Annotated in this window: 20 protein-coding genes and 1 tRNA gene; 12 read left to right on the top strand and 9 right to left on the bottom strand. The window is 54.3% G+C overall.

Annotated features, from left to right (window positions below; genetic code table 11):
* The first annotated feature begins 18 nt into the window (after positions 1 to 18).
* The 5 genes from WC698_03695 (at position 19) to WC698_03715 (ending at position 6,273) form a co-directional block, all read left to right on the top strand.
* Positions 19 to 1,854 carry an alanine--tRNA ligase gene (locus WC698_03695; protein MFA6039338.1) on the top strand — a complete coding sequence of 612 codons (1,836 nt, stop codon included), beginning with the start codon at positions 19 to 21 and terminating at the stop codon, positions 1,852 to 1,854.
* 89 nt (positions 1,855 to 1,943) lie between these two features.
* Positions 1,944 to 3,098, top strand: a complete 1,155-nt coding sequence (locus WC698_03700; protein MFA6039339.1) for a hypothetical protein — start codon at positions 1,944 to 1,946, stop codon at positions 3,096 to 3,098.
* Positions 3,095 to 4,519, top strand: a complete 1,425-nt coding sequence (locus WC698_03705; protein MFA6039340.1) for a hypothetical protein — start codon at positions 3,095 to 3,097, stop codon at positions 4,517 to 4,519. Before WC698_03700 ends, WC698_03705 begins: the two co-directional genes overlap by 4 nt.
* A gap of 132 nt (positions 4,520 to 4,651) precedes the next feature.
* On the top strand, positions 4,652 to 5,878 hold the full coding sequence (locus tag WC698_03710) for an RsmD family RNA methyltransferase (GenBank protein MFA6039341.1): 1,227 nt from the start codon (positions 4,652 to 4,654) through the stop codon (positions 5,876 to 5,878).
* A gap of 143 nt (positions 5,879 to 6,021) precedes the next feature.
* Positions 6,022 to 6,273, top strand: coding sequence for a DUF5652 family protein (locus tag WC698_03715; GenBank protein MFA6039342.1), 252 nt, complete (start codon positions 6,022 to 6,024; stop codon positions 6,271 to 6,273).
* Positions 6,274 to 6,321: 48 nt separating this feature from the next.
* On the opposite strand, the gene WC698_03720 is transcribed toward WC698_03715, so the two are convergent.
* From WC698_03720 to WC698_03735, 4 genes are all read right to left on the bottom strand, one after another.
* Positions 6,322 to 8,079, bottom strand: coding sequence for a hypothetical protein (locus WC698_03720; protein ID MFA6039343.1), 1,758 nt, complete (start codon positions 8,077 to 8,079; stop codon positions 6,322 to 6,324).
* A 108-nt stretch (positions 8,080 to 8,187) separates the two neighbouring features.
* Positions 8,188 to 9,585 (bottom strand): asparagine--tRNA ligase, encoded by a 1,398-nt coding sequence (gene asnS / locus WC698_03725; GenBank protein ID MFA6039344.1) that lies wholly within the window; start codon positions 9,583 to 9,585, stop codon positions 8,188 to 8,190.
* Positions 9,586 to 9,673: 88 nt separating this feature from the next.
* A complete protein-coding gene (locus WC698_03730) occupies positions 9,674 to 10,117 on the bottom strand; it encodes a hypothetical protein (GenBank protein ID MFA6039345.1) in 444 nt (147 codons plus the stop codon).
* Positions 10,118 to 10,124: 7 nt separating this feature from the next.
* Complete coding sequence (locus WC698_03735; GenBank protein ID MFA6039346.1) at positions 10,125 to 10,649, bottom strand: type II toxin-antitoxin system antitoxin SocA domain-containing protein; 525 nt, start codon at positions 10,647 to 10,649, stop codon at positions 10,125 to 10,127.
* 195 nt (positions 10,650 to 10,844) lie between these two features.
* Between WC698_03735 and WC698_03740 the strand changes: the two genes are divergently transcribed.
* From WC698_03740 to WC698_03755, 4 genes are read left to right on the top strand one after another with little or no spacing between them, the layout of a single operon-like run.
* Entirely contained in the window at positions 10,845 to 12,305 is a 1,461-nt protein-coding gene (locus WC698_03740; GenBank protein MFA6039347.1) for an N-6 DNA methylase, read from the top strand.
* 8 nt (positions 12,306 to 12,313) lie between these two features.
* Positions 12,314 to 13,351 carry a Shedu anti-phage system protein SduA domain-containing protein gene (locus tag WC698_03745; GenBank protein MFA6039348.1) on the top strand — a complete coding sequence of 346 codons (1,038 nt, stop codon included), beginning with the start codon at positions 12,314 to 12,316 and terminating at the stop codon, positions 13,349 to 13,351.
* Complete coding sequence (locus WC698_03750) at positions 13,348 to 14,520, top strand: restriction endonuclease subunit S (GenBank protein MFA6039349.1); 1,173 nt, start codon at positions 13,348 to 13,350, stop codon at positions 14,518 to 14,520. Before WC698_03745 ends, WC698_03750 begins: the two co-directional genes overlap by 4 nt.
* Positions 14,521 to 14,532: 12 nt before the next feature.
* The gene (locus tag WC698_03755; protein MFA6039350.1) at positions 14,533 to 16,860 is read left to right on the top strand and encodes a DEAD/DEAH box helicase family protein; all 2,328 of its coding nucleotides are present in this window, start codon (positions 14,533 to 14,535) and stop codon (positions 16,858 to 16,860) included.
* Between the two features lie 66 nt (positions 16,861 to 16,926).
* Here WC698_03755 and WC698_03760 read toward each other — a convergent pair whose 3' ends face one another.
* From WC698_03760 to WC698_03775, 4 genes are all read right to left on the bottom strand, one after another.
* Positions 16,927 to 17,211 (bottom strand): isoamylase early set domain-containing protein, encoded by a 285-nt coding sequence (locus WC698_03760; GenBank protein ID MFA6039351.1) that lies wholly within the window; start codon positions 17,209 to 17,211, stop codon positions 16,927 to 16,929.
* Positions 17,174 to 18,799, bottom strand: a complete 1,626-nt coding sequence (locus tag WC698_03765; protein ID MFA6039352.1) for a hypothetical protein — start codon at positions 18,797 to 18,799, stop codon at positions 17,174 to 17,176. Before WC698_03765 ends, WC698_03760 begins: the two co-directional genes overlap by 38 nt.
* A 184-nt stretch (positions 18,800 to 18,983) precedes the next feature.
* The gene (locus tag WC698_03770; protein MFA6039353.1) at positions 18,984 to 19,274 is read right to left on the bottom strand and encodes an isoamylase early set domain-containing protein; all 291 of its coding nucleotides are present in this window, start codon (positions 19,272 to 19,274) and stop codon (positions 18,984 to 18,986) included.
* A gap of 68 nt (positions 19,275 to 19,342) precedes the next feature.
* Positions 19,343 to 19,708 (bottom strand): hypothetical protein, encoded by a 366-nt coding sequence (locus tag WC698_03775; protein MFA6039354.1) that lies wholly within the window; start codon positions 19,706 to 19,708, stop codon positions 19,343 to 19,345.
* 134 nt (positions 19,709 to 19,842) lie between these two features.
* Between WC698_03775 and WC698_03780 the strand changes: the two genes are divergently transcribed.
* Genes WC698_03780 through WC698_03790 form a run of 3 tightly spaced genes read left to right on the top strand, consistent with a single transcriptional unit; the run spans position 19,843 to position 20,831 of the window.
* Positions 19,843 to 20,337, top strand: a complete 495-nt coding sequence (locus tag WC698_03780; protein ID MFA6039355.1) for a DUF2975 domain-containing protein — start codon at positions 19,843 to 19,845, stop codon at positions 20,335 to 20,337.
* 9 nt (positions 20,338 to 20,346) lie between these two features.
* Positions 20,347 to 20,550 (top strand): helix-turn-helix transcriptional regulator, encoded by a 204-nt coding sequence (locus WC698_03785; GenBank protein MFA6039356.1) that lies wholly within the window; start codon positions 20,347 to 20,349, stop codon positions 20,548 to 20,550.
* A gap of 26 nt (positions 20,551 to 20,576) precedes the next feature.
* Positions 20,577 to 20,831, top strand: coding sequence for a hypothetical protein (locus WC698_03790; protein MFA6039357.1), 255 nt, complete (start codon positions 20,577 to 20,579; stop codon positions 20,829 to 20,831).
* 179 nt (positions 20,832 to 21,010) lie between these two features.
* On the opposite strand, the gene WC698_03795 is transcribed toward WC698_03790, so the two are convergent.
* A tRNA-Asn gene (locus tag WC698_03795) sits at positions 21,011 to 21,085 on the bottom strand.
* Positions 21,086 to 21,900 lie beyond the last annotated feature (815 nt).

Here is a 21,900-nt window from a genome sequence, read left to right on the forward strand (position 1 = left end):
CTACACTCTCCCCCGCGTATGCGCCCCCTCCTCACCGACCAGCTCCGGCAGGCGTACCTCGACTTCTTCCGGTCCCACGGACACGCCGTCATCCCCGGCGCGCCGCTGGTGCCCGAGAATGACCCCACCGTCCTCTTCACCACGGCCGGCATGCACCCGCTCGTCCCCTACCTCCTGGGGGAACCGCACCCGGCGGGCAAGAGGCTCACGGATGTGCAGCGCTGCGTGCGGACGCAGGATATTGATGAGGTGGGCGACGCTTCCCACCTGACGTTCTTTGAGATGCTGGGGAACTGGAGCCTGGGCGATTACTTCAAGGAAGAAGCGATACGGATGAGCTTCACGTTCCTCACGGAAGCGTTGGGGATCCCCGTGGAAATGCTCGCCGTCACCTGTTTCGAGGGGGATGAGGATGCGCCCAAGGATGAAGAATCTGCCGCGGTTTGGAAGAAACTCGGCATCCCCGAAGAGCGCATCGCCTTCCTGCCCAAAGCGAACAATTGGTGGGGCCCCGCCGGCCTCACGGGACCCTGCGGGCCGGATACCGAGATGTTCTACTGGGTGGGCGTGGGCGAACCGCAGGGGAACCCGAAGACGCACGAGAAGGAGTGGATGGAGATTTGGAACGACGTCTTCATGCAGTACGAGAAGAACGCCGATGGGACCTTCACCCCTCTCAAGCAGCGGAACGTGGATACGGGAATGGGATTGGAACGGACGGCTGCCGTGCTCCAGGGCGTGAAGAGCGCGTACGAGACGGACAGGTTGAAGCCGATCTTGGAAGCAGTCAGCCTTCAGCTTCCAGCCGCCGGCGGCAAGGCGGACCTCCGTCACCAGCGGATCATCGTGGACCACCTGCGCTCCGCCACCTTTATCATCGCCGACGGCGTGAAACCCTCAAACGTGGACCAGGGATATATCCTGCGCAGACTCATCCGCCGCGCCATCCGCTCGGCGCGGAGCGTAGGCATAGAGCATGGTGGAACGTTCACGCCGCGCATCGCTGCGGAAGTGATCAACCAGTACGGCCACGTGTACACGCACCTCAAGCAGAAGGAGGCGGAGATCAAGGACACCCTCCAAAAGGAGGAGGAGCAATTCGGCAAGACGCTCCAGGACGGATTGAAAATTGTGAGTAAATTTATTGCTCAGGCTTCAGCTGTTCCATCAGGGCTCCGCACAATTCCCGGTGATGCTGCGTTCCACTTCTACGACACCTACGGATTCCCGCTGGAACTCACGAAGGAGATCGTAGGGGAACAGGGATTCTCGGTGGATGAAGAAGGTTTCCGGAAAGCGTTTGAAGCGCACCAATCCCTCTCGCGCGCCGGTGCGGAGAAGAAGTTCAAGGGCGGCCTGCAGGACCACTCGTCGGCGACCACCAAGCTCCACACCGCCACGCACCTCTTGAACGCCGCGCTGCGGAAGGTGCTGGGCGACCACGTTTCCCAGAAGGGATCGAACATCACGGCGGAGCGCCTGCGGTTCGATTTCAACCACTCGGAGAAGATGACGCCCGAGCAGGTGAAGGAAGTGGAGGAGCTGGTGAACCGGGCGATTAAGGATGACCTTCCCGTCTCCTTCCACGTGACCACGGTGGAGGGCGCCAAGGAGGAAGGGGCCATGGGAGTCTTCGACGCCCGCTATGGCGCCGAAGTGAAGGTGTATGTGGTGGGGAATGACGCCCAGGGGATCTTCAGCAAGGAAATCTGCGGCGGCCCGCACGTGGCGCGCACGTCCATGCTCGGCGGCTTCAAGATCCGCAAGGAAGAGAGCTCCTCGGCGGGAGTACGGAGGATCAAGGCGGTGCTGACCGGGGGACCGGAGGAGATCGGGGTGGCGGGGGAAGAGTAGAGCAAGGGGAAATTTGAAATGGGAAATGCAAAATGAACGTTACGGCAATTTCCAATTTTGCATTTCGCATTTTGCATTACAATCCCTTCGTGATCCGCCGCTTCCTCCCCGTCACACTCCTTCTGCTGGCCCTCCCTGTATCCGCGGTCGCCATGCAATCGAGCCTGTGGGATTTTTCCGGCGGAAGCATGCCCGGGCAATGGCAGATGAAGGGATGGACGGGTGCGCAGCCGACGGAACAAGGCATCCGCATCAACACCGCCGCCGAGGGGAGCATGGCGCGGCTCACGGATTTTCCGCATCCCGTGGACATCATCCAAATCCGAACCAGCGCCCCGCGGGAAGTGAGCGGCCTCCTGCTGTGGCATGAGCCCGGCACACCGGAAAACAACGTGTACCAGCTCCCCCTCGCGTTCCAGGCAGGCTCCTCGACGGTGAACCACGTGGACCTCACGATCTACCCCGCCTGGAAGCGCCACCCCGACCTGCTGGGCTTCGCCTTCCCCGCCGGTACGGACATCACCGTGGAGACGATGGATTTCTACGGGTACAACGCGTTCGAGAGGATGGGGAACGCCTGGAAATCCTTCTGGACCTTCGATACGTTCAACGCTTCCGCCATCAACTTCCTCTGGGGTCCCATCCTGCGTTCCGCGCCGGTTTCCCGCGCCGCGCTCTTCGATGCCCCTCCGCCCCAAGGCTGGTCCGCCAACCGTTTGTTCTACGGCGTTCTCCTCATCGGAGGATTGCTCCTGTGGCTCTGGCAATGGCGTTCCAAGCGGGAGAATGCCCGCCGACGCGCTTTACTGCTCTTCCTCGCCCTCGCCGGAAGCCTGTGGCTCTTCTACGACGTGCGCATGGGGGCGGAATTCCTGAGCTACGCCAAGTGGGATTACGATACGTACTTCACGCGCGCTCCGGAGGAACGCGAATTCCGGCGGTTCGAGAACTTCTACCGCGCGGTGGATCTCAGCCTTCCCGCGCTCACCGCCTCGTCCACGTACGGTTTCCTGTGCCCGCCCGGATTCCCCTTTCCGAGCCGCGTACGGTACTTCACGTACCCCAGCATCCCGGTGGAAACCGATGCGCTCCCCCGCCCCGCCACGTGGCTGGTCTTTCGCCGCAACGACGTGCGCGTGGATGGCCAAGGCCGCCTTCTCGAAGGTGACAAAGTGATCGCCGAGGGAGGGGGCATTCTGCAGCAGTTTGACGAAACGTCTTTCCTCTACGGGACAACCCCATGATCATCCTCACCACCGCCTTCCTCATCGGCATCATCCTCCCGGCGCTCAACGGCTGCCTGTTGCTGCGGTTCCTGGAGGGGAGGACGCCCGTCCTCCTGCGCTTGGAGCGCTGGACGCTGGGCTTCCTCGCCGGCCTCACGCTCACCATGACGCTCACGTTCTTCCTGGCGGTGCTTGCGGACCTCCCCTTCACGCTCCCCGGGTTCCTGGCCGTGCAGCTGGGTTGTCTGCTCCTCCTCACGGCACTCGTGCTGTGGTGCTGCGGCAAGGAATTCTGGCGTACCCCCGCGGTACCGCTCCCTTCCTCGCCCCGCCTGCGGCCGTGGCTGCTTGCCGCGCTCGTCCTCCTGGGAATATGGACGGCGGGGAAGGCGGCCACCGGCGGCTTCCTCCTCCTCACACTGCCCCCCGCCTTCGACGACACCGTGAAGAACTGGAACTTCCGCGGCAAGATCTTCTACGAGATGAAGACGGTGAGCAACACGGCGCCCGGCCGCACGGAGGACCTTCTGGGGCAGCTCAACGCGTACCCTCCCGCGGTCTCCCTCAGCAAGGCGTGGCTCGCAACCCTGGCGGGACGCTGGAACGAGGGGCTGGTGGACAGCGTCCACCTGGTGTGGTTCCTGGCGCTCCTTGTGCTGCTGTACGCCACCGTACGGCGGATGGCTTCGGCGCCCTGGGCCTTCCTCAGCGTATACGTCGCCGTCAGCGTGCCGCTCCTCCTCGTGCACGGTACGCAGGCGTACGCGGAGGTGTTCCTGGCCACCCACATCTTCGCCGCGCTCACCATGCTCCTCCATGCCGCGCGCACGGATGATCCCGCGGAGCGCCGCTCCTTCCTGCGCCTCTGCGCTCTGCTCACCGCCCTCCTTCCCCTCACGAAGAACGAGGGGCTCGTGCTGTACCTTCCCCTCGCCCTCCTCACCGTCGCGGGGACCCTGATGACGTTCCGGCGCCTCGAACGCCTGTACCGGCGCGACCTGCACGTGGCGGCCGCCTGGTTCCTCGGCTCCCTCATCGTCACGGCCTTCCCCCTCCTCCTCTATAAGTGGAGCCACAACATGACGTTCGGCAACGCGCATGCTTTGAGCGAATTCACGCTCCAATGGCAGCCGGAAGCCTTGCAGGCGATGGCGATCATGCTCTTCTTCGAGGGAAGTTGGCTCCTCCTCTTCCCCCTGCTCATCGTCCTCATCGTCCTCGCCCGCCGCACGGCGTTCTTCTCCCCCCTCGCCGTCCTCACGGGTTTCCTGCTCCTGGCTTTCGTCCTGCAGGCGACCCTGTTCTCCCTCACCGCCCTCTCCTCGGAAGCGCTCAACCAGACGGGGTTCGGACGAGGCCTCGTCCACCTCCTGCCGGTCGCCCTGACGTTGGGGATACTGTTGGCGCACAGGCTTGTTTCTCAGGATGAGAGAACGTGAGAAATGCAAAATGAAGAAATGCGAAATTGGAAATGCCTCTCCAACTTGCTTTTCCGCCCGTATTTTGCATTTTGCATTTTGCCTTCCCTTTCTGGGCTATGATCCGCTGTCCAAGAACGATATGCTAGCGCCATGCCTTCCTACGCCGCCTTCCTCGGCCACCAACCCCATATCAGCATCGCGGAACTGAGCGCTTCCATCCGCGACTTCGAGCTTCAGCGCGTGCTGGGGAGCGAAGTGGTGATCTTCGGGAGCACGCTGGACTTGGACGCCACGTATCTGCAGACGCTCGGCGGCACCGTGGCCATTGCCCGCAAGGCGCACGACAAGCCCGTGACGCTGGAAGACGTGCCGGGACTCCTGCGTGGCGAAGTGAAAGGCGTGGCCGGCAAGGTGACCTTCAGCCTCCGCGGCTTCGGCCTCCCCCCCAAGCAGATCCGCGACCTGTACCGCACGTGCAAGAATGAACTCCGCAGCCACGGACGTCCCGCGCGCTACGTGGGAACGGAGCGGACTCCCGCCGTCTCCGTACTCCTCCACGACGAGGGACTTTTGGACGGCTCCCACGGGTGCGAGCTGGTGCTGATCAAAGAGGGGGATGACCTGTGGGTGGGCCGCACGGTGGCCGCGCAGGACGTGAACGCCTACGCCAAGCGGGACATGGAGAAGCCGGCGCGGGATACGCGCGTGGGGCTGCTGCCCCCCAAACTGGCGCAGATCCTCCTCAACTTCGGCGCATGGCTGGTGCACGGGACGGTGGGAGGCAACGCCGAGAAGGAGCTCACGGTGTTCGACCCTTTCTGCGGCACGGGCGTGGTGCCCATCGAGGCCATGCTCCGCGGCTGGAACGTGCTCGCCTCCGACGACTCCCTCAAGGCGGTCCATGCCTGTGAGCGGAACTTGCAATGGCTCCGCAAGGAGCACGGCATCCCCAAGAAGGAGGTGACGAGCAAGGTGTGGAAGCAGGACGCGCGGAAGCCGTTCGAACTTAAAGCGCCCCCGGACGTGATTGTGACGGAGACCACGCTGGGACCGCCGCTGGAGAAGAAGGCGCCGCTCAAGGAAGCGAGCAGGCTGAAGACGGCCATGGAGGACCTGCAGGAGGAATTCCTCCGCAACGTCGCCGCCACCCTCCCCGGCGTGTCCGTGGTGGCCACGTGGCCGGTGTGGTACACGAGTAAAGGCCAGGTGCGCCTGGAGAAGGTGTGGGACAAGCTCCACGACATGGGCTTCCGCGTGGCCATCCCCGCCGCGGTGGACCTCGAAATTACCGGCCGCCCGACGCTCGTCTACCGCCGCCCCGGTCAGTACGTGGGGAGGGAGATCGTCATGCTCCAGAGCACAAGGAAAGCTTCCTAACGCCTCGAGAGGATAACCATGGGGAACGCGATCGCGGCGTAGTCTCGTCCGCCACGGCGGACGGACGCAGCCGGATGCTCCAGAGCACGAGGAAAGCCTGAGGGAAATTGCCCGACGCCTCACGAAGGGATACACTGCCCTCCATGATGAACACGTTCAACACGCAAGACCCTTCATTCTGGATGCTGTGGATGGTGCCGCTCATCGCCATCTTTGTCCTCCTCGTCATCACGGACGCGGTGTTCAAGGCATGGGGCATGTGGCGGGCGGCGCGCATGGGGAAAATGGGGTGGTTCATCGCGCTCCTCCTCGTCAACTCGCTCGGCATTCTGCCCGGCATCTTCTTCCTGCTGACCAAGGAGGAATACCGGAAGGGCAAACACCACAAGAGATAGAGGGAAAGGGATGGGGCGCGAAGCAGCAGAAATCAACGTACGTTGGCATTACTTCGTGAACGCTTTCGCCAACTGTTCGATGTCGTACAGCTCCACGTACGCCTTGAGGTGCCGGCAGAGGTCTTCCCGCATGTCCAGGTCCATCTCTTTGCCCTGGTATAGGGAGAGCTCCCGCTGGAGCCCCTCCAGCCCCCGTGCCAACTCGTTGAATGCGCCGCTGTACCGTTTCAATTCGTGGTCCGGGAACACCTGGTACGTGGTGAAGAGCTGGTACAGCGCGTCCACGAATGCGCGGATGTTGCGTACGGAAACTTTGCGGGCATCCACCATGTCCTCCTTCAGCTTCTCAAACCAGCTCCGCACCGCTTGGAACTTGCCGAACACGTGCATGCGGACGGCGGTATCAATCACCCCCGCCCGGTCGCCCCGTTCCAGGGACGCATCCAGGCTCCGGTGCATGGCGGTCAGGTGTTCGCTGTAGAAGCGGAGAGGCTGCAGGGTCACGCGTTCCAGGCTCTGCGGATGCGCCGCCGCGAGAGGTTGCGCATTCCCTTGGGCGAGTTCCTTGCTCCCCGCTTCCAAAGACTTGCGGTACTGGAACAGGCTGTCCTGCTGCTGCTTGATCTGCCTCCCCAGCGTCATGCGGTCCTGTGCGTTGAACCCTCCTTTGGGGGTGGCATCCGCATAGCGTTTGTTGAAGCGGTTGATGATGGCCACCATTTTGCTCATGGCGGCGGAGATGTTCTCGCGTCCGAGGCCGTCCCGCAGCCCCTGCGCCTGCCGCGCGAAGTCACGGGCTTCCACTTTGTACTTGTTTGAGCAGCGCTCCAGCGCGGTGATGCACTCGCCAACGATGGCACCCGCCTTCGCGCGGAGGTCCTCGCGCTGTTCGGGATGCTTCCACATGGCATCGCACTCCTGGATAAAGTCTTCCAGTTTGGTCTGCAAAGCGGTGAGGTCTTCCAGCTCCTTTTTGTAGAGGCGTTCCTCATGGAGCGTCTTGCGGTAGGCGCCGTAGGCGGATGAAAAGTGTTGCGCCGTGCGGGGGTGCGCGGCGTCCCCGTTGCCGTTCTCGCGGACGTAGAGGATGGTGCCGAGCGCATCCGGATGCGGGCCCTCCACACCTGTATACCGTTGCGCCACTTCTTCCGAAGGGGAAGAAATGACGAGGATGCGATGGTGCTTGGGCTGCAGCGGTTCGGCGGCTTCCCACATCATCTTCAACCGCTCCACCGCCGCATGCTTCTTCCGCAGCCGCAGCTCGGGTCGGCGGTATTCCTCCTCCGTGAACTCGCACAAGCGCATGTTCTGCGCCAAGTCATCCGGAATCCTGTCCGGGCTCACCAGGCACCCCCGCAGGCTCATGGCGTGGAAGTCGGTGCCGCGCCCGTAGGAGACGACATTCTTCCCCACGAAGCGGAACGGGGGAACCACGTACTCCTCGGGCTTGCAGAAAAGTTCCTGGAACCGCTTGAAGCGGGAGTTGGGCACCTTGCTCCACAGGAATTCCCGCAGTTCCCGGCCTTCCTTCTCCGTCCCCTCGCAGCGCTCCACGTCCCCCAACCGCATAAAGTCCTGCTCCCACTGCTCCGCGCCGTACGCCTGCCGCTGGTTCCGGGTGGAGGCGAGGACGACCAGCTCCTCCCGCTTCGAAAAGAGATCCAACACTTTGCGGCGCTGCCGCCCCGTGAGGCCTTCGATCGTTTCCCAGATATTCTTCAAGGTTTCGGGGTCCACTCCCTTCTTCTCCAATAATTTCCCGTTGCGTTCCAACAGTGTCTCGAAGGTGATGGTGGTGAGTGCCATGGTAGGATTATGAAATGCACCGTGGGAGGGCGCAAGAATGAAGCTGCCGTATGTTTGCGCAATTTCTTTGTTCATCGTTCATCGCTCCCCGATTGCCTTTCCCTCCTTCTAGAACTCCGCATTCCCCGGCGTCCTTGGGAACGGAATCACATCGCGGATGTTACCCATGCCGGTGATGAACTGCACGAGGCGCTCCAGGCCGAGGCCAAACCCCGCATGCGGCACTGTTCCGTACCGGCGCAGGTCCAGGTACCACCAGTAATCCTTGGGGTTGAGCCCCTGCTCCACCATGCGCTTTTCGAGAACCTCCAGCCGCTCCTCGCGCTGGCTGCCGCCGATGATCTCCCCCACCTTGGGGGCGAGCACATCCATGGCGCGCACCGTCTTGCCGTCCTCATTGAGACGCATGTAGAACGCCTTGAGGGCGCGTGGGTAATCGTAGAGGATCACGGGCTTCTTGCAGTGCTCCTCCGCCAGGTACCGCTCGTGCTCGGATTGGAGGTCCGTCCCCCACTCTACCGGGAACTCGAAACTCTTCCCGCTCTTCTGCAGGACCTCGATGGCCTCCGTGTAGGACATACGCGCGAACGAGGACGTGCTCATGGCCTTCAACGTCTCCAGCACGGTGGTATCGATGCGCTCATTGAAGAACGCCACATCCTCCGCGCACTGCGCCAGCACGTCGCCGCAGATTCTGCGAAGGAACCGCTCGGCCAAGTCCATATCCCCCTCCAAATCGCAGAACGCCATCTCCGGCTCTATCATCCAGAACTCCGCCAGGTGCCGCGTGGTATTGCTGTTCTCCGCACGGAACGTGGGGCCGAACGTGTAGATCTTCCCCATGGCCGTGGCGCACGCCTCCCCTTCCAGCTGGCCGCTGACCGTGAGGAAAGCCTGCTTGCCGAAAAAATCTTGCGCGTGATCCACCCCACCTTCCTCCGTCCGCGGCGGCTTTTCCGCATCCAGCGTGGTCACACGGAACATCTGCCCCGCCCCCTCGCAGTCGCTGGTGCTGATGATGGGCGTGTGCACGTACAGGAACCCCTCCTCCTGGAAGAAGTTGTGGATGGACCGGCACACGCAGTTGCGAACTCGCAGGAGTGCGCCGAAGGTGTTGGTGCGGGGGCGCAGGTGCGCCCACTCGCGCAGCACCTCGAAGCTGTGGCGCTTCTTTTGGAGCGGGAACGTTTCGTCCGCCCATCCGTGCACCGTGAGCTTCTCGGCCTTGAGCTCCGTGGCTTGCTCACCTCCCACGGACTTCGTCACCGTCCCCTCCACCGAAACGCTGCAGCCGGTCATCAGCTTGAGCACTTCGGACTCATAATCGGGGAGCGACTTCTCCGCTATCACCTGCAGACCGTGGAGCGAGGAGCCGTCGTTGATGTCCAAAAAGCTAAAGCCTCCTTTACTGTCCCGCCGCGTGCGGACCCATCCTTGGATAAGGACATGCTGGCCGATGGATTCGGGCTTGCGGGCTGAGGAGACGGATATTTTGGTAGCTTGCATGAGGGGAGGATAGCATATAGTGCCTCCACTATCGGTTTGTAACTTTGTAGATGCTGAAGCACTAACAGTAAGTGATGCCTTACAAATGCTATGTCAAATCAATGGATAGATCGGGCCTGATAAGTAACAATATCGCTTGCCACTCTTCTCGACGCTTTGAATCGGTAGGAATTGGATATATTTTTGTGGCATTGATAATGGCTTCGATATCTTTCTGATCAATATCACCATATTTTTCAACTTCTCGAGCCAGCGCTCTATTCTTGAAAAATTCAAAATTCATCATTTGCACAAAACGTAAATTCACAAAGGTTGCCTTTGGGAAAAGGGTGCTACTCAAAGTTATACAATACTTTTCACCCTTGTGGTCATCTTGCGATGTACAAATTGCTATGGGAACTTTCTGGAGATTCAAATCAAAATCAGAAAGACAAATGAAAAATTTATTCTTTACCTGCGAAATTGAATTTGGAAGAAGATACTCCAAATTGTTGCAATGAAAGCAGGCACCTCTCGCCAAGGCTTGTGCCAAGAGAGGATCAGGAAATTTGTGTAGTAAGCCCAATCTCCTTGCGGGTAATTGTATTAAAATCTAATTTGGCTTTCACTCCAGGCTTCAGTCCTTTTTGTTGTGCAGCCTCTATCGGCGGTGTCTTATACGCTAAATTCTTCAAGCCATTGAAATCTAAATCCTTAACTTGTAACACGACCTTCTTAGTAATTGCGGCTTCTAAATCCGAGAGTTTTTGGATATGAACGTAAGCAACCGATTGATGTTTTATTTTACTTTCAATGTCATTAGGACCTAGAACACCTCTATGTATTAGATCCTTTCTGTAATCATAAATTTTAGTATCAAAAGGACCATAATCCCACCACTCCCAACTTAGATTAGTAATTTGCCTACCTGTATATCGATATGTTGCAACGTCACAGAGATATAAAGTCTTTGTTAGAAAAAAAATGTCACACTTCACTCCATTCTCTGTAAGTAAGGCATAAATATAGGTCGCTAGATCCCTAGTTTTTTCGTCCAACCGTTGACCGAAAAATCTTTCAAACATGTTACGTAGAATAGACATAAATTTACGTGATAAAACTCTGATAGACAACACCAAATATTGAAGACGCCTATGTACTTCTTGAATTACTTCAATTTACGTTTCTAAGTGATATTATATCGTCTGCTCTCAATAATGACTTTATTAGAAACAGCCAAACAATGCTATTGTGTGTATGAATCATTCTGACCCCTCTCCATGTTTGAACAGGCCTTCAAGAACATTGACGATATCCTGCGGGAAGATGCTGGCGTGGGAACGGAACTGGATTACATCGAACAAACGTCATGGATACTCTTCCTGAAGTACCTCGACGATTTGGAAGAGACGAAAAGGAAAGAAGCGGAGCTGGCAGGAAAAAACTACAGCAACATCATAGAGTCGCAGTATCGCTGGGAAAAATGGGCAGTACCCAAGACGAAGGATGGGAAGATTGACCACCAAAAGGCACTCACGGGCGACGACCTGAAGGACTTCGTTGATAACAAGCTGTTTCCGTACCTCAAGAAGTTTAAGCATGAGGCCGAGAGTCCCGATACGATTGAGTATAAGATTGGCGAAATATTCAGCGAACTGAAGAATAAAATCCAAAGCGGCTATACCCTGAGAGGCATCCTGGACACCGTGGACAGCCTGCACTTCCAGACGAGCAAAGAGAAGCACGAATTGTCACACCTCTACGAAAGCAAAATACAGAAGATGGGGAACGCAGGAAGGAACGGAGGCGAGTATTACACCCCCCGCCCGTTGATTAAGACCATTGTGAAGGTAGTTGCCCCTCAAATCGGGGAAACTATTTATGACGGCGCGGTGGGGTCAGCGGGATTCTTGGTGGAGGCGTATGAATACCTGAAGCACAGCAAGAAACTCTCCACCAAAGACGTGGAGACGCTGCAGAAGAAAACCTTCTACGCCAAAGAGAAGAAATCCCTCGCGTACATCATCGGGATTATGAACATGATTCTGCACGGTATAGAAGCCCCCAATATCCGCCATACCAATACGCTTGCCGAAAACATCTCCGATATACAGGAGAAAGACCGCTACGACGTGGTGCTGGCGAACCCCCCCTTTGGAGGGAACGAACGTGCGGAGGTGCAACAGAACTTCCCCATAAAAACGGGGGAAACGGCGTTCCTGTTTCTCCAGCACTTCATTAAGATTCTGAAAGCGGGCGGCAAGGCGGGCATCGTCATCAAGAACACCTTCCTCTCCAATACGGACAATGCCGCAGTGTCTTTACGCAAGCACCTTCTAGAAACGTGCAATCTGCACACGGTATTGGATTTGCCTGGCGGGACATTCACGGGGGCAGGGGTGAAAACCGTCATTCTTTTCTTTGAAAAAGGGAAGTCTACGAAGAAAGTGTGGTACTACCAACTCAACCTAAAACGCAATTTAGGTAAGACGAATCCCCTTAATGAAATAGATTTAGAGGAGTTTGTGCAGCTACAGAAAACCAAAGCGGATTCTGCAAACTCATGGAGCGTGGATGTTGCTGATATAGACCAGAGTACTTTTGACCTTTCCGCGAAGAACCCGAATGGGGGTGGGGAGGCTGTATTGCGGGACCCAAAAGAGATTTTGGAGGAGATGAAACATTTGGATATGGAAAGTGCAAATCTATTACAAGTAATCAGTAACAGTGTTATTCACTGAAGTTTCATATGAATCATTTTGTTAGGAAAGAAATTAAGGCAAAAAAAATATGTGAGAAGGCGCATTTCAAAGTTTCATTGGTTGAGATACAAAAGAACAAATATTTGATTGCATCAGAAGCAATTGGCAACCCCCCACAGGGAAACATAATTGAAATGCAGAGTAGTTATAAAGAAGGAGAGGCATGGAAACACACTGTTTGGGTCAGGGAAGACATGCACGAAAATTTCCTCAAGGCGTATTTAGATATGGTGCAAGCAGCTTCTTGGCAACTGCCAAATCATGAACTGATTACTCAGCTTGTGAATGCTGAAAAAGATTCTGAAGGCGGGAGTAGCGTCATAATAATTACTGACAAAAATAAAAAGGATATAATAGAAAAACTGTTGTTGCTAGGCTATTCCGAAGACTTCTGGGCCTCTCTTAGCGAATCGGACCCTGATTTAGCAGATAAAATAGTTGCTGGTCAATTAGTGCTTCAGCGGAAGAAAGTTATTGATAATCTTAAGCAACGCCTTACGCAGAGCTATCCCGAAACGGATGGTTCTGATTCTTGGCAGAATTGGATATATGCAAATAATTGGCTTTTTGGTGCCAACTACAAAAAACCTATTGAGAAACAAAAAATCAACATTAATGGAATAATGCCTGATTATTTATTTCCAACACTCGATAACTTTGTTGATATTCTCGAGATAAAACTACCCTCTTTTGAAGTGCTTGAAGAAGATAAAAGTCATCGAGGGTCATGGGCTTGGTCAAGAAATTCGAACATTGCTATCGGTCAAGTAGCAAATTATTTATGTGAGATTGATAGGCAAGTATTAGAAATTGAAAAACAAATTAAGAAATCTTACGGCATCGAGGTTTCATTACTAAAACCAAGAGCCTTTATCCTCATTGGAAATAGCAGTACATGGAAGGTAGAAAAAAAAGAGGGATTGAGAAGGCTTAACCATACCTTACATGGTATAGAAATATTAACTTATGCAGAGCTTATTAGACGAGGTGAAAGCTTTGTTAGTGTTCCTTCTGACCATCTATGAAATCAGAGTGGCAAACCCAAAAACTCGGCGAAGTTTGTAAGATTATTAAAGGTCGCAAGCCTCTAATATTAAAAGAGAGAAAAGAAGGTTGTCTTCCATATCTCACTGCAAAGTTTCTTCGAGGTACAAGTAATGCTGAATATGTCTCGATAAAGGATAGGAATTCAGTGCAGGTGAATACAGATGAAATGATTATTATTTGTGACGGTTCCAATTCTGGTGAAATGTTTCAAGGATTTAATGGAGTATTGGCTTCGACAATGGGGAAGATTAAACATAATAATGAATTAGATTCACGTTTCTTACATACTTTCTTGGATTTTCAATTTTATTTATTCAATTCTAAAAAAACTGGCGCTGCAATTCCGCATTTAGACCAAAGCCTTCTGTATTCTCTAGAAATCCCCCTTCCCCCACTTCCCGAACAAAAACGCATTGTCTCCATTCTCGATAAATCCTTTGAAGCGATAGAAAAGGCAAAGGAGAATGCTGAAAAGAATCTTCAAAATTCTAAAGAACTTATTGAAAGCTATCTAAATGCGGCCTTCACCGAAGGCAGAGGAGAATGGCCGAAAAAGTCGTTAAAGGAAGTTTGTGCATTTGAGAACGGAGACCGAGGAAAAAACTACCCGAATCGAAAGGAGTATGTGTCTTCTGGAATACCGTGGATTAACACAGGACACATTCAACCAGATGGGACTCTATCCCAGAACGAGATGAATTATATCTCACGGAAAAAATTCGACACGCTACGAAGTGGAAAGATCCGGGAGGGAGACTTGGTCTATTGTTTGCGTGGTGCAACGCTTGGAAAAACTGCTTTAGTTGAACCATTCACTCAGGGCGCGGTAGCATCCTCTTTGGTCATAATTCGTCCTTGCGAATCGCTAAATCGCCATTTTCTTTTCTACTTTCTTATCAGCCCACACGGTCAAGGAAAAATTAAGGAGTATCAAAATGGCGCTGCCCAACCGAACCTTGGGGCGAAAAGTGTTGCAAAATTTGTAATTACGCTGCCACCGCTTTCCGAACAGGAAGTCATAATCAATAGAATCAAACATTATTTCGAGACGACCCGCTGTCTCGAATCCATTTATCTGAAAAAAATAGTTGCACTTGATGAGCTGAAGCAATCCCTTCTTTCTAAAGCCTTTGCTGGTGAGCTATAGTCCTTCCAAAATATGAACGAATCAGAAACACGCGCCGAACTGATAGACCCTAAACTCCGCGAAAGCGGCTGGGGGGAAGTGGATGGTTCAAGAATCCGTCGTGAGTTCCATATTAACGATGGAAGAATCCAAGTGGGAGGGACGCGCGGCAAGCGCGATATTGCCGATTACATCCTTGTGTTCAACAACCAAAAGGTGGCGGTGGTGGAAGCCAAGAGCGACAGGGAAGAGGCATCGGAAGGCGTAGCCCAGGCAAAGGCCTACGCGGAGAAACTGCACATTGATTACACCTATGCCACCAACGGAAAGGAGATTTATGAGATATGCATGAAAACAGGAAAGGAAGGGACGGTGAAGGCATTCCCGACCCCCCAAGAGCTTTGGACGAGGCTGTACCCGCATGAGAATAACTGGAGAGACCGATTTGCCGCCGTGCCGTTTGAGAACTTATTTGGGGACGCAAACATGCGGTTTTACCAAGAAATCGCAGTGGAGAAGACGCTGAACGCCATAGCCAACAATAAACAGCGGATGCTGCTGACGCTTGCCACGGGGACGGGTAAAACGGCAATCGCCTTCCAAATTGTATGGAAGCTGTTCCAATCCCGCTGGAACCTGAAACGGGACGCGGAAAGGCGGCCAAGAATCCTCTTCCTTGCAGACAGGAACATCCTTGCAGACCAAGCGTTCAACACCTTCTCAAAATTCCCTGAAGACGCGCTGGTACGCATCAGCCCGCTTGATATACGCAAGAAGGGAGGCGTCCCGACGAACGGTAGCATCTTCTTCACCATCTTCCAGACCTTCATGAGTGGGCCGAAAGGGACGCCGTATTTCGGTTCCTATCCTTCTGACTTCTTTGACTTCATCATCGTGGATGAGTGCCATCGTGGAGGGGCGAATGACGAAAGCAACTGGCGGGGGATATTGGAATACTTTTCCCCTGCCGTACAACTCGGCCTCACGGCGACCCCGAAGCGGAAGGACAACGTGGATACCTACAGGTACTTCGGCGAACCCCTCTATGTCTATTCCCTGAAAGAAGGCATCAACGACGGCTTCCTTACACCATTCAAGGTGAAGCGCATCAAGACCACCCTGGACGAGTACGTGTACACCTCGGACGACCAGATTATTGAAGGGGAGGTTGAGGAAGGGAAGATATATGAGGAGGAAGACTTCAACCGCATCATCGAGATAAAGGAACGCGAAGCAATGCGGGTGCGTCTTGCACTTGCCGAAATAAACCAGAAGGAGAAGGCCATCGTCTTCTGCGCAACCCAATCGCATGCGGCGGCCGTGCGCGACTTGATTAACCAATACAAGACCAGCACCGACCCCCGCTACTGCGTGCGCGTGACGGCAAATGACGGAGCAAGGGGAGAACAGTATCTACGGGAGTTCCAGGATAACGAGAAGACCATCCCTACCATCCTCACGACCTCGCAAAAACTCTCTACGGGGGTGGATGCCCGAAACATCCGTACCATCGTTCTCATGCGCCCCGTGCACTCCATGATTGAGTTTAAGCAGATTATCGGACGCGGGACGAGACTCTTCGAAGGAAAGGAGTACTTCACCATTTTGGACTTCGTGGATGCTTACAAGCATTTTGCCGACCCCACTTGGGACGGTGAGCCGATAGACGAGACGACTGAAAAACCGCCAAAGGAGCCTGAACCGCTTGAGCCGCCGATGGATGATGGGGGAGGACAAGATGACGATGAGGAACCGCCTCCGAGAAGAATCCTGAAAATAAAATTGCGCGATGGAAAAGAGCGGGAGATTCAGCACATGGTTGCCACCTCCTTCTGGAGCGCGGACGGCAAGCCCATTTCCATTGAAGAGTTTTTGCAGAATCTCTTTGGTTCCCTGCCTGATTTCTTTTCCAGCGAAGAGGAGCTACGAAAAATTTGGTCAAACCCAAGCACACGAAAGGCGTTTCTGGAGAAAATTGCTGAACTGGGATACGGCAAGGACGAACTGGAAACGTTGCAGAAGCTGATTTCTGCGGAAGATAGTGACCTCTTCGATGTCCTGTCCTACGTGTCCTTTGCCATCAAGCCGATTACCAGAGAAAAGAGGGTGGAGGGCGCAAGCGAAGCCATTTACAAGGGACTCGACGACAAGCAGCAGGAATTCCTGGAATTTGTATTGAGTAAGTACATAGATAGTGGCGTGGAAGAGTTAGACGAAGAGAAGCTGCCAAAACTCCTGAACCTGAAGTACCACGCCATCGCAGACGCCGAAAATGCCCTCGGAAGCGTTGCGAAGATTCGTTCGGTATTCATTGGATTTCAGAAGTTATTGTATGGTCGTCAGCTAGCGAAACTATCCTGAAACAAACGAACAACACAAGTAGAGGAAACTGCTTGTGCTAATTTAATAGTCCTCTCCCACTCTCCCCTACCCCACCGAGAGAACACTATTGAACCCGCCGAAGGCGTTGGGTTCGCGATCTGCGCAGGAGGGATCCTCCCGCCAATCGCTGCCATCCACCACAAACCGGTAGGCGTGGCGGCCGGGGGGAAGCACAAGAACCGCCGTCCACTGCCCGTCCTTGCCGCGCTTGAGCGGCTTGGCCGCGGGGTTCCACTCGTTAAAGCTGCCCGCCACGCTCACGGACGAGGCGTGGGGATGGGACTGGTTAGGCTCACGTAATTGCCTTTCTCTCAACCTGCTGAACGGCATGGTAATCATTGAGTGGGTAACTTGCCATTCCAGAATTGAAACGCAGAAAGTCATTTGCCAACGCCTGTACAGAAATACGCTGACATCTACGGGCGGTTCCAGATGCAATATACATGCCTGCCAGGCGATCGGTACCGCAAGGAACCGCATGCTCTCGTAACGGCATTTCATATCTTTCAAAGATAAATTGATAATCGCTTTTGATTTCCGAGGCGGTATCTCGCATGCATTGACGGACACTCTGCAATAAGAAAGCGGCGCTGGCATTAACGTCTTGATAGAGTTGTTTTGGCTTTTCCACTACCGCTAAATTAGTGAAAAATGGACTAGGCGCTTTACCAACACGACTCAAATACTTGTACTTTTCTAAAGCCGTAATTTGACGGAGTCCTATATGTGAACACAAAGCGAGAGCATCCCAACTGTAATACAACTCACTGTCTCCTAAAAGTTTCCCTGCGTGCAGCCATGCTTCAACGCGGTGAATATCTGGACCGAATATTTTCGTGCACGCCCTAGAAAGTATAACGTATTTATTCATTGAGTCCGTCCGACCTTCAGCAACATCAGTTGGATGAAATGGGAAAGGCGTAAACATATTGTTGAACTTCCACTGCTGTTCATTCAAAGCTCCGGCGTGACGCATGGCGGACCAAAGGGTGACATCTCTTACTTCCTCGGATACAGGTTCAAATTTTTCTGAGATAGCTCGATCTGTCTGCCGCCTTGTCTCCTCAGCCAAATGAAGAAGATGTGCGTCCGTCGCATTCTGAAGAGTTGTTGAGCGTTCAGTCGTTACTGATGGTCTGCGTAACAGTTCTTTCTGTATGCGAGACTGCTCACTTCTATGAGTACCATCATATTGCATCTTCAATTGGCTTAATTCCTCTTGAATTTCAGCACTTTCTCTCTTTGCCAGCATATTAAGGGAAATAATCGCTCTGTCCTTCAGTGGAAGTGTATGTAAAACGCGAAGGTTTGCTTTACAGAGCTGTCCAAGGAAATCAATACAGACAATATCAAAAGGAACCTGATGAGGAAGAATCTCTTGAAGGTCTCCAAATACCGGACGTATTCCAACAGAACGACAATTTGATTCAAATTCTCCCCAGGCAGCCTTCTCGCGCTCGACAGCCAAAATGTTTTCAGGCCGAATACCTTTACTCAACAAATGTTGAACTTCTTTGTAGCATTTAATGCCGGGCGTACAGAGCACTCTCATTTGTGCCCTCTTGGCAGGATCTTTGTCAATATGCCTGTCGATAAAGTCCGCTTCGACTTGTCTCCATTGTTCTTTTATCTCACTATTTTCAAAATCGACCCAAGCACCACTGAGAGGTGATACTTTTATTTGATGAGATTTTGAGGAGTTTACTTTCGTGCCACCTTGCTCCGAGGAAGCCTCTTTATTACACACTCTCTGAGCCCAAATTTTCGTCCAAGCGGTAATCGCGGCAATAGTTTGCCGCGAAACCTGGAACCGTTCTGACATTTCTGTCCTCCTTTTCATTTTGTCTTGATCGGATTCAGCGGCGGAAACATAGTCACGTATAAGCCGCTTGTCCTCAAGAGTCAGATTAGATGACATACAATAGTATTTTATACTAGTTATAATTTATTTTGTCAACTAACTCAGAATGTGAAGCTCAAACTAACAAAAAAGCAGTATTTTGGCTTACAGAAAAAAATATCTGGATGATCTCCGAAATCGTCTTCCTTTCCAATCTGGCTCCCCCACCCAGCTTTAACCAGCAGCCCCCACCCATTCTCCCCTACCCCACCGAGAGAACACTATTGAACCCGCCGAAGGCGTTGGGTTCCCGCTCCGTGCAAGAGGGATCCTCCCGCCAATCGTTGCCATCCACCACAAACCGGTAGGCGTGGCGGCCGGGGGGAAGCGCAAGGACCGCCGTCCACTGCCCGTCCTTGCCCCGCTTGAGCGGCTTGGCCGCGGGGTTCCACTCGTTAAAGCTGCCCGCCACGCTCACGGACGAGGCCTGGGGATGGGTAAAGGAAAGGCGGACGCGCTTCTTGCCACCCTTCCGGAAGGATGAAAGGACCATAGTAATGGTAAGTTCTACTCCCCCCACCTTCCCGCGCAAGCCATCCTCCCCCGGTGCGCTTGCCAGAATCACCAACTCATCCAAAACAACCAAGCGCCCGGGAGGAAGATGACGAACCCCCACAGCGTCTGCTGCTTTTTGAACATTTGCGCTTTCTTGTGGACGTGTTCGGGAAACGCGACCTTGGTGATGCCCTTCAAGAGTGTGACCCAACCCAAGATCGTCACGGCCACCCTCCAATCGGCGACCCAGATGTTGTGCAGAATCACCGTAACGAGCCCCAACAGGAAGGTGATGTACCCGGTGGAGATCGTGATGGTTTTATCTTTAGTGTAGTCGATCACCCTGCCCAACAAATGCGCCCCCATGGAGGCCAGACCGAGGATGGCAAACAGGCTGCCCCAGAACCGCGCGAAGAAGACGGTGACGTCCATCAAAGAGGAACTCTACCCAATCACCGATCCATACGGCAACCGCATGCATCCGTGTCAATCGTTATACGATATGTATTTATTGATATTCGATAAATGGTGTGCTTCAATACGCCGTACCACCATCCACTCCTTCTATGCATACTACACCCGTCAAGCGCGCCTCCACGTTGTTCTTAAAAGCAGTCATCATCCTTATCGGTGGCGTCGTACTCGTCCTCTGCGCGGTGGTGTTCCCGCAGATCTACACGGCACTCCGGAACGTACCGGAAGCCGCGGCGGTGATGTATCCCGCACTCATCGGTTTGTATGCCACTCCCCTGCCGTTCTTCTTCGCCCTGTACCAGGCCTTCCGATTGCTGCAGTACATTGATGCGAACAACGCCTTCTCCGTCTCGTCCGTGCAGGCGTTGATGCTGATCAAGTACTGCGCCATTGCCATGAGCCTGCTGTACGCAGCCGGAATGCCGCTGGTTGCCGTCCTCGCCGAACTCGATGACGCGCCGGGGGCCATACTCATCGGCGCTGCCATTGTGGCCGCCCCGCTGGTCGTTGCGACGTTCGCAGCCGTTCTGCAGAAGCTGGTCCGGAATGCCGTGGACATGAAATTGGAACATGACTTAACCGTGTAACCCGAGCCTATGCCCATCCTCGTCAACCTCGATGTCATGCTGGCCAAACGGAAAATGAGCGTCACCGAACTTTCGGAGAGGGTGGGCATCACCATGGCCAATATTTCCATCTTAAAAAACGGGAAAGCCAAAGCGATCCGGTTCCCCACGCTGGACGCGATCTGCAAGGCGTTGGACTGCCAGCCGGGAGATATTTTGGAATACACGAAATGACGCTTCCCTCCCTTCCCTCCTCTCTGATGAAATTTCTCACGACGACAAAGGGCAAGCTCGCCGCGCTGTTCGTTGCGTATATTCCGTTCTTCTGCGCGCTCTTCTTCCTCTTCTTTGAAGGCAAAACGTATGAGTCGCCGATCGGCGGTTGTTGCATACCGATGGAGGGAGTGGTCGCCGCGGGATACGCCCTGTTTTCCGTTTGGATCCTTGCGCCGCTCCTGTTGATCTACTCCGTCTATTTGATCTACATACTATTCTCCAAGAAGGGAAGGAGATGAGGCACCCCCTCCTTACTTCTTCTTTGACCTGCTTTTGACAATCCACGATCCCCCGACAACGCAAGCTATCAGCGCAATCCAAAAACCTATTTCAGCGTCACTCATACACGTATGGTATCACATGCTCCGTCGTATCAGCTCTACGAACGCCCAAAGGGCGCTTGCGGTTGACTGGTTCATGGCTCCCCCGGCTGGATTCGAACCAGCGACCTTGGCGTTAACAGCGCCCTGCTCTACCGCTGAGCTACAGGGGAAGAAGAATGACCGATATGTAAGGAACGAGTGTAGAGGAGAACTCTCGCCCTCCGTAGCCTCCACCTGATTCTTCTCTCACATCTGTTAACTGTGGAGAAGTGTAACCAGGGGCGAAGGTGGGAGCTACAGGGGAACGGGAACGATGGAAAGTATAACCAATATTTGCCCTGTGACCAGTGCTGAAGACGAGTCATCTGCTCCTTTCTTTCAATCCCCTTCCCTTCCGCTTCCCTCCTCTTCTATACTCCCTCTCCTGTCCAGCCTACGGTTGATGGTGCCGTCAGTCGAAGGCTGCACAGCGCTTCGGTGGCTTACGGCTGTCAGCAGGGGGATCTCGCGATGGACTTGCGGGATCCCCCGCCCCTTTTACCCCAGCGTACCCGCTGGTAGAGGGCAGTTCCACTCACCCCCCCAACTGCCCCGGAGAGGAAGTCCGTCATCGCATGGACTTCCTCTTTTTTCTTTGCGCGAGCGTTTCCATTCCGTCATTCTCTTGCCCTCTCCTCCCTTTTCCTTATACTCCCCTCCCTGTCCAACCTCCGGTTGAGGGATCCGTCAGTCGGAGGCTGGACAGCCAGTGCGTGACTGTCCAGTAGGAGGTCTATATCACCCTATAGACCTCCATTTTTTGTGCCCTCCCCCGCCGCCTCGGCTCCCCCGCCCCTGTTCACTCCAACGTACCCGCTGGAAGAGAGCAGCCCCTCGATGATAACGGACACTCTCCTTGCATCGGACTTCTCACGCGTTCTACACTGCCCTATTCGCCCGTCGGATTGGTTGGTCTGGTGGCACGACGCGGGCGCGGCTCCCTGTC

It is taken from the genome of Candidatus Peribacteraceae bacterium (genome assembly GCA_041661065.1).
Classification (GTDB): Bacteria; Patescibacteriota; Gracilibacteria; order Peribacterales; family Peribacteraceae; genus CAIKAD01.

Excerpts from the sequence above, each read along its gene's own strand:
- WC698_03760 (MFA6039351.1), bottom strand. The coding sequence starts at position 17,211 with ATGCCGTTCAGCAGGTTGAGAGAAAGGCAATTACGTGAGCCTAACCAG.
- WC698_03720 (MFA6039343.1), bottom strand. The coding sequence starts at position 8,079 with ATGGCACTCACCACCATCACCTTCGAGACACTGTTGGAACGCAACGGG.
- WC698_03775 (MFA6039354.1), bottom strand. The coding sequence starts at position 19,708 with ATGGACGTCACCGTCTTCTTCGCGCGGTTCTGGGGCAGCCTGTTTGCC.
- WC698_03785 (MFA6039356.1), top strand. The coding sequence starts at position 20,347 with ATGCCCATCCTCGTCAACCTCGATGTCATGCTGGCCAAACGGAAAATG.
- WC698_03710 (MFA6039341.1), top strand. The coding sequence starts at position 4,652 with ATGCCTTCCTACGCCGCCTTCCTCGGCCACCAACCCCATATCAGCATC.
- WC698_03770 (MFA6039353.1), bottom strand. The coding sequence starts at position 19,274 with ATGGTCCTTTCATCCTTCCGGAAGGGTGGCAAGAAGCGCGTCCGCCTT.
- asnS (MFA6039344.1), bottom strand. The coding sequence starts at position 9,585 with ATGCAAGCTACCAAAATATCCGTCTCCTCAGCCCGCAAGCCCGAATCC.
- WC698_03790 (MFA6039357.1), top strand. The coding sequence starts at position 20,577 with ATGAAATTTCTCACGACGACAAAGGGCAAGCTCGCCGCGCTGTTCGTT.
- WC698_03735 (MFA6039346.1), bottom strand. The coding sequence starts at position 10,649 with ATGTTTGAAAGATTTTTCGGTCAACGGTTGGACGAAAAAACTAGGGAT.
- WC698_03750 (MFA6039349.1), top strand. The coding sequence starts at position 13,348 with ATGAAATCAGAGTGGCAAACCCAAAAACTCGGCGAAGTTTGTAAGATT.
- WC698_03740 (MFA6039347.1), top strand. The coding sequence starts at position 10,845 with ATGTTTGAACAGGCCTTCAAGAACATTGACGATATCCTGCGGGAAGAT.
- WC698_03705 (MFA6039340.1), top strand. The coding sequence starts at position 3,095 with ATGATCATCCTCACCACCGCCTTCCTCATCGGCATCATCCTCCCGGCG.
- WC698_03765 (MFA6039352.1), bottom strand. The coding sequence starts at position 18,799 with ATGTCATCTAATCTGACTCTTGAGGACAAGCGGCTTATACGTGACTAT.
- WC698_03695 (MFA6039338.1), top strand. The coding sequence starts at position 19 with ATGCGCCCCCTCCTCACCGACCAGCTCCGGCAGGCGTACCTCGACTTC.
- WC698_03745 (MFA6039348.1), top strand. The coding sequence starts at position 12,314 with ATGAATCATTTTGTTAGGAAAGAAATTAAGGCAAAAAAAATATGTGAG.
- WC698_03780 (MFA6039355.1), top strand. The coding sequence starts at position 19,843 with ATGCATACTACACCCGTCAAGCGCGCCTCCACGTTGTTCTTAAAAGCA.
- WC698_03755 (MFA6039350.1), top strand. The coding sequence starts at position 14,533 with ATGAACGAATCAGAAACACGCGCCGAACTGATAGACCCTAAACTCCGC.
- WC698_03715 (MFA6039342.1), top strand. The coding sequence starts at position 6,022 with ATGATGAACACGTTCAACACGCAAGACCCTTCATTCTGGATGCTGTGG.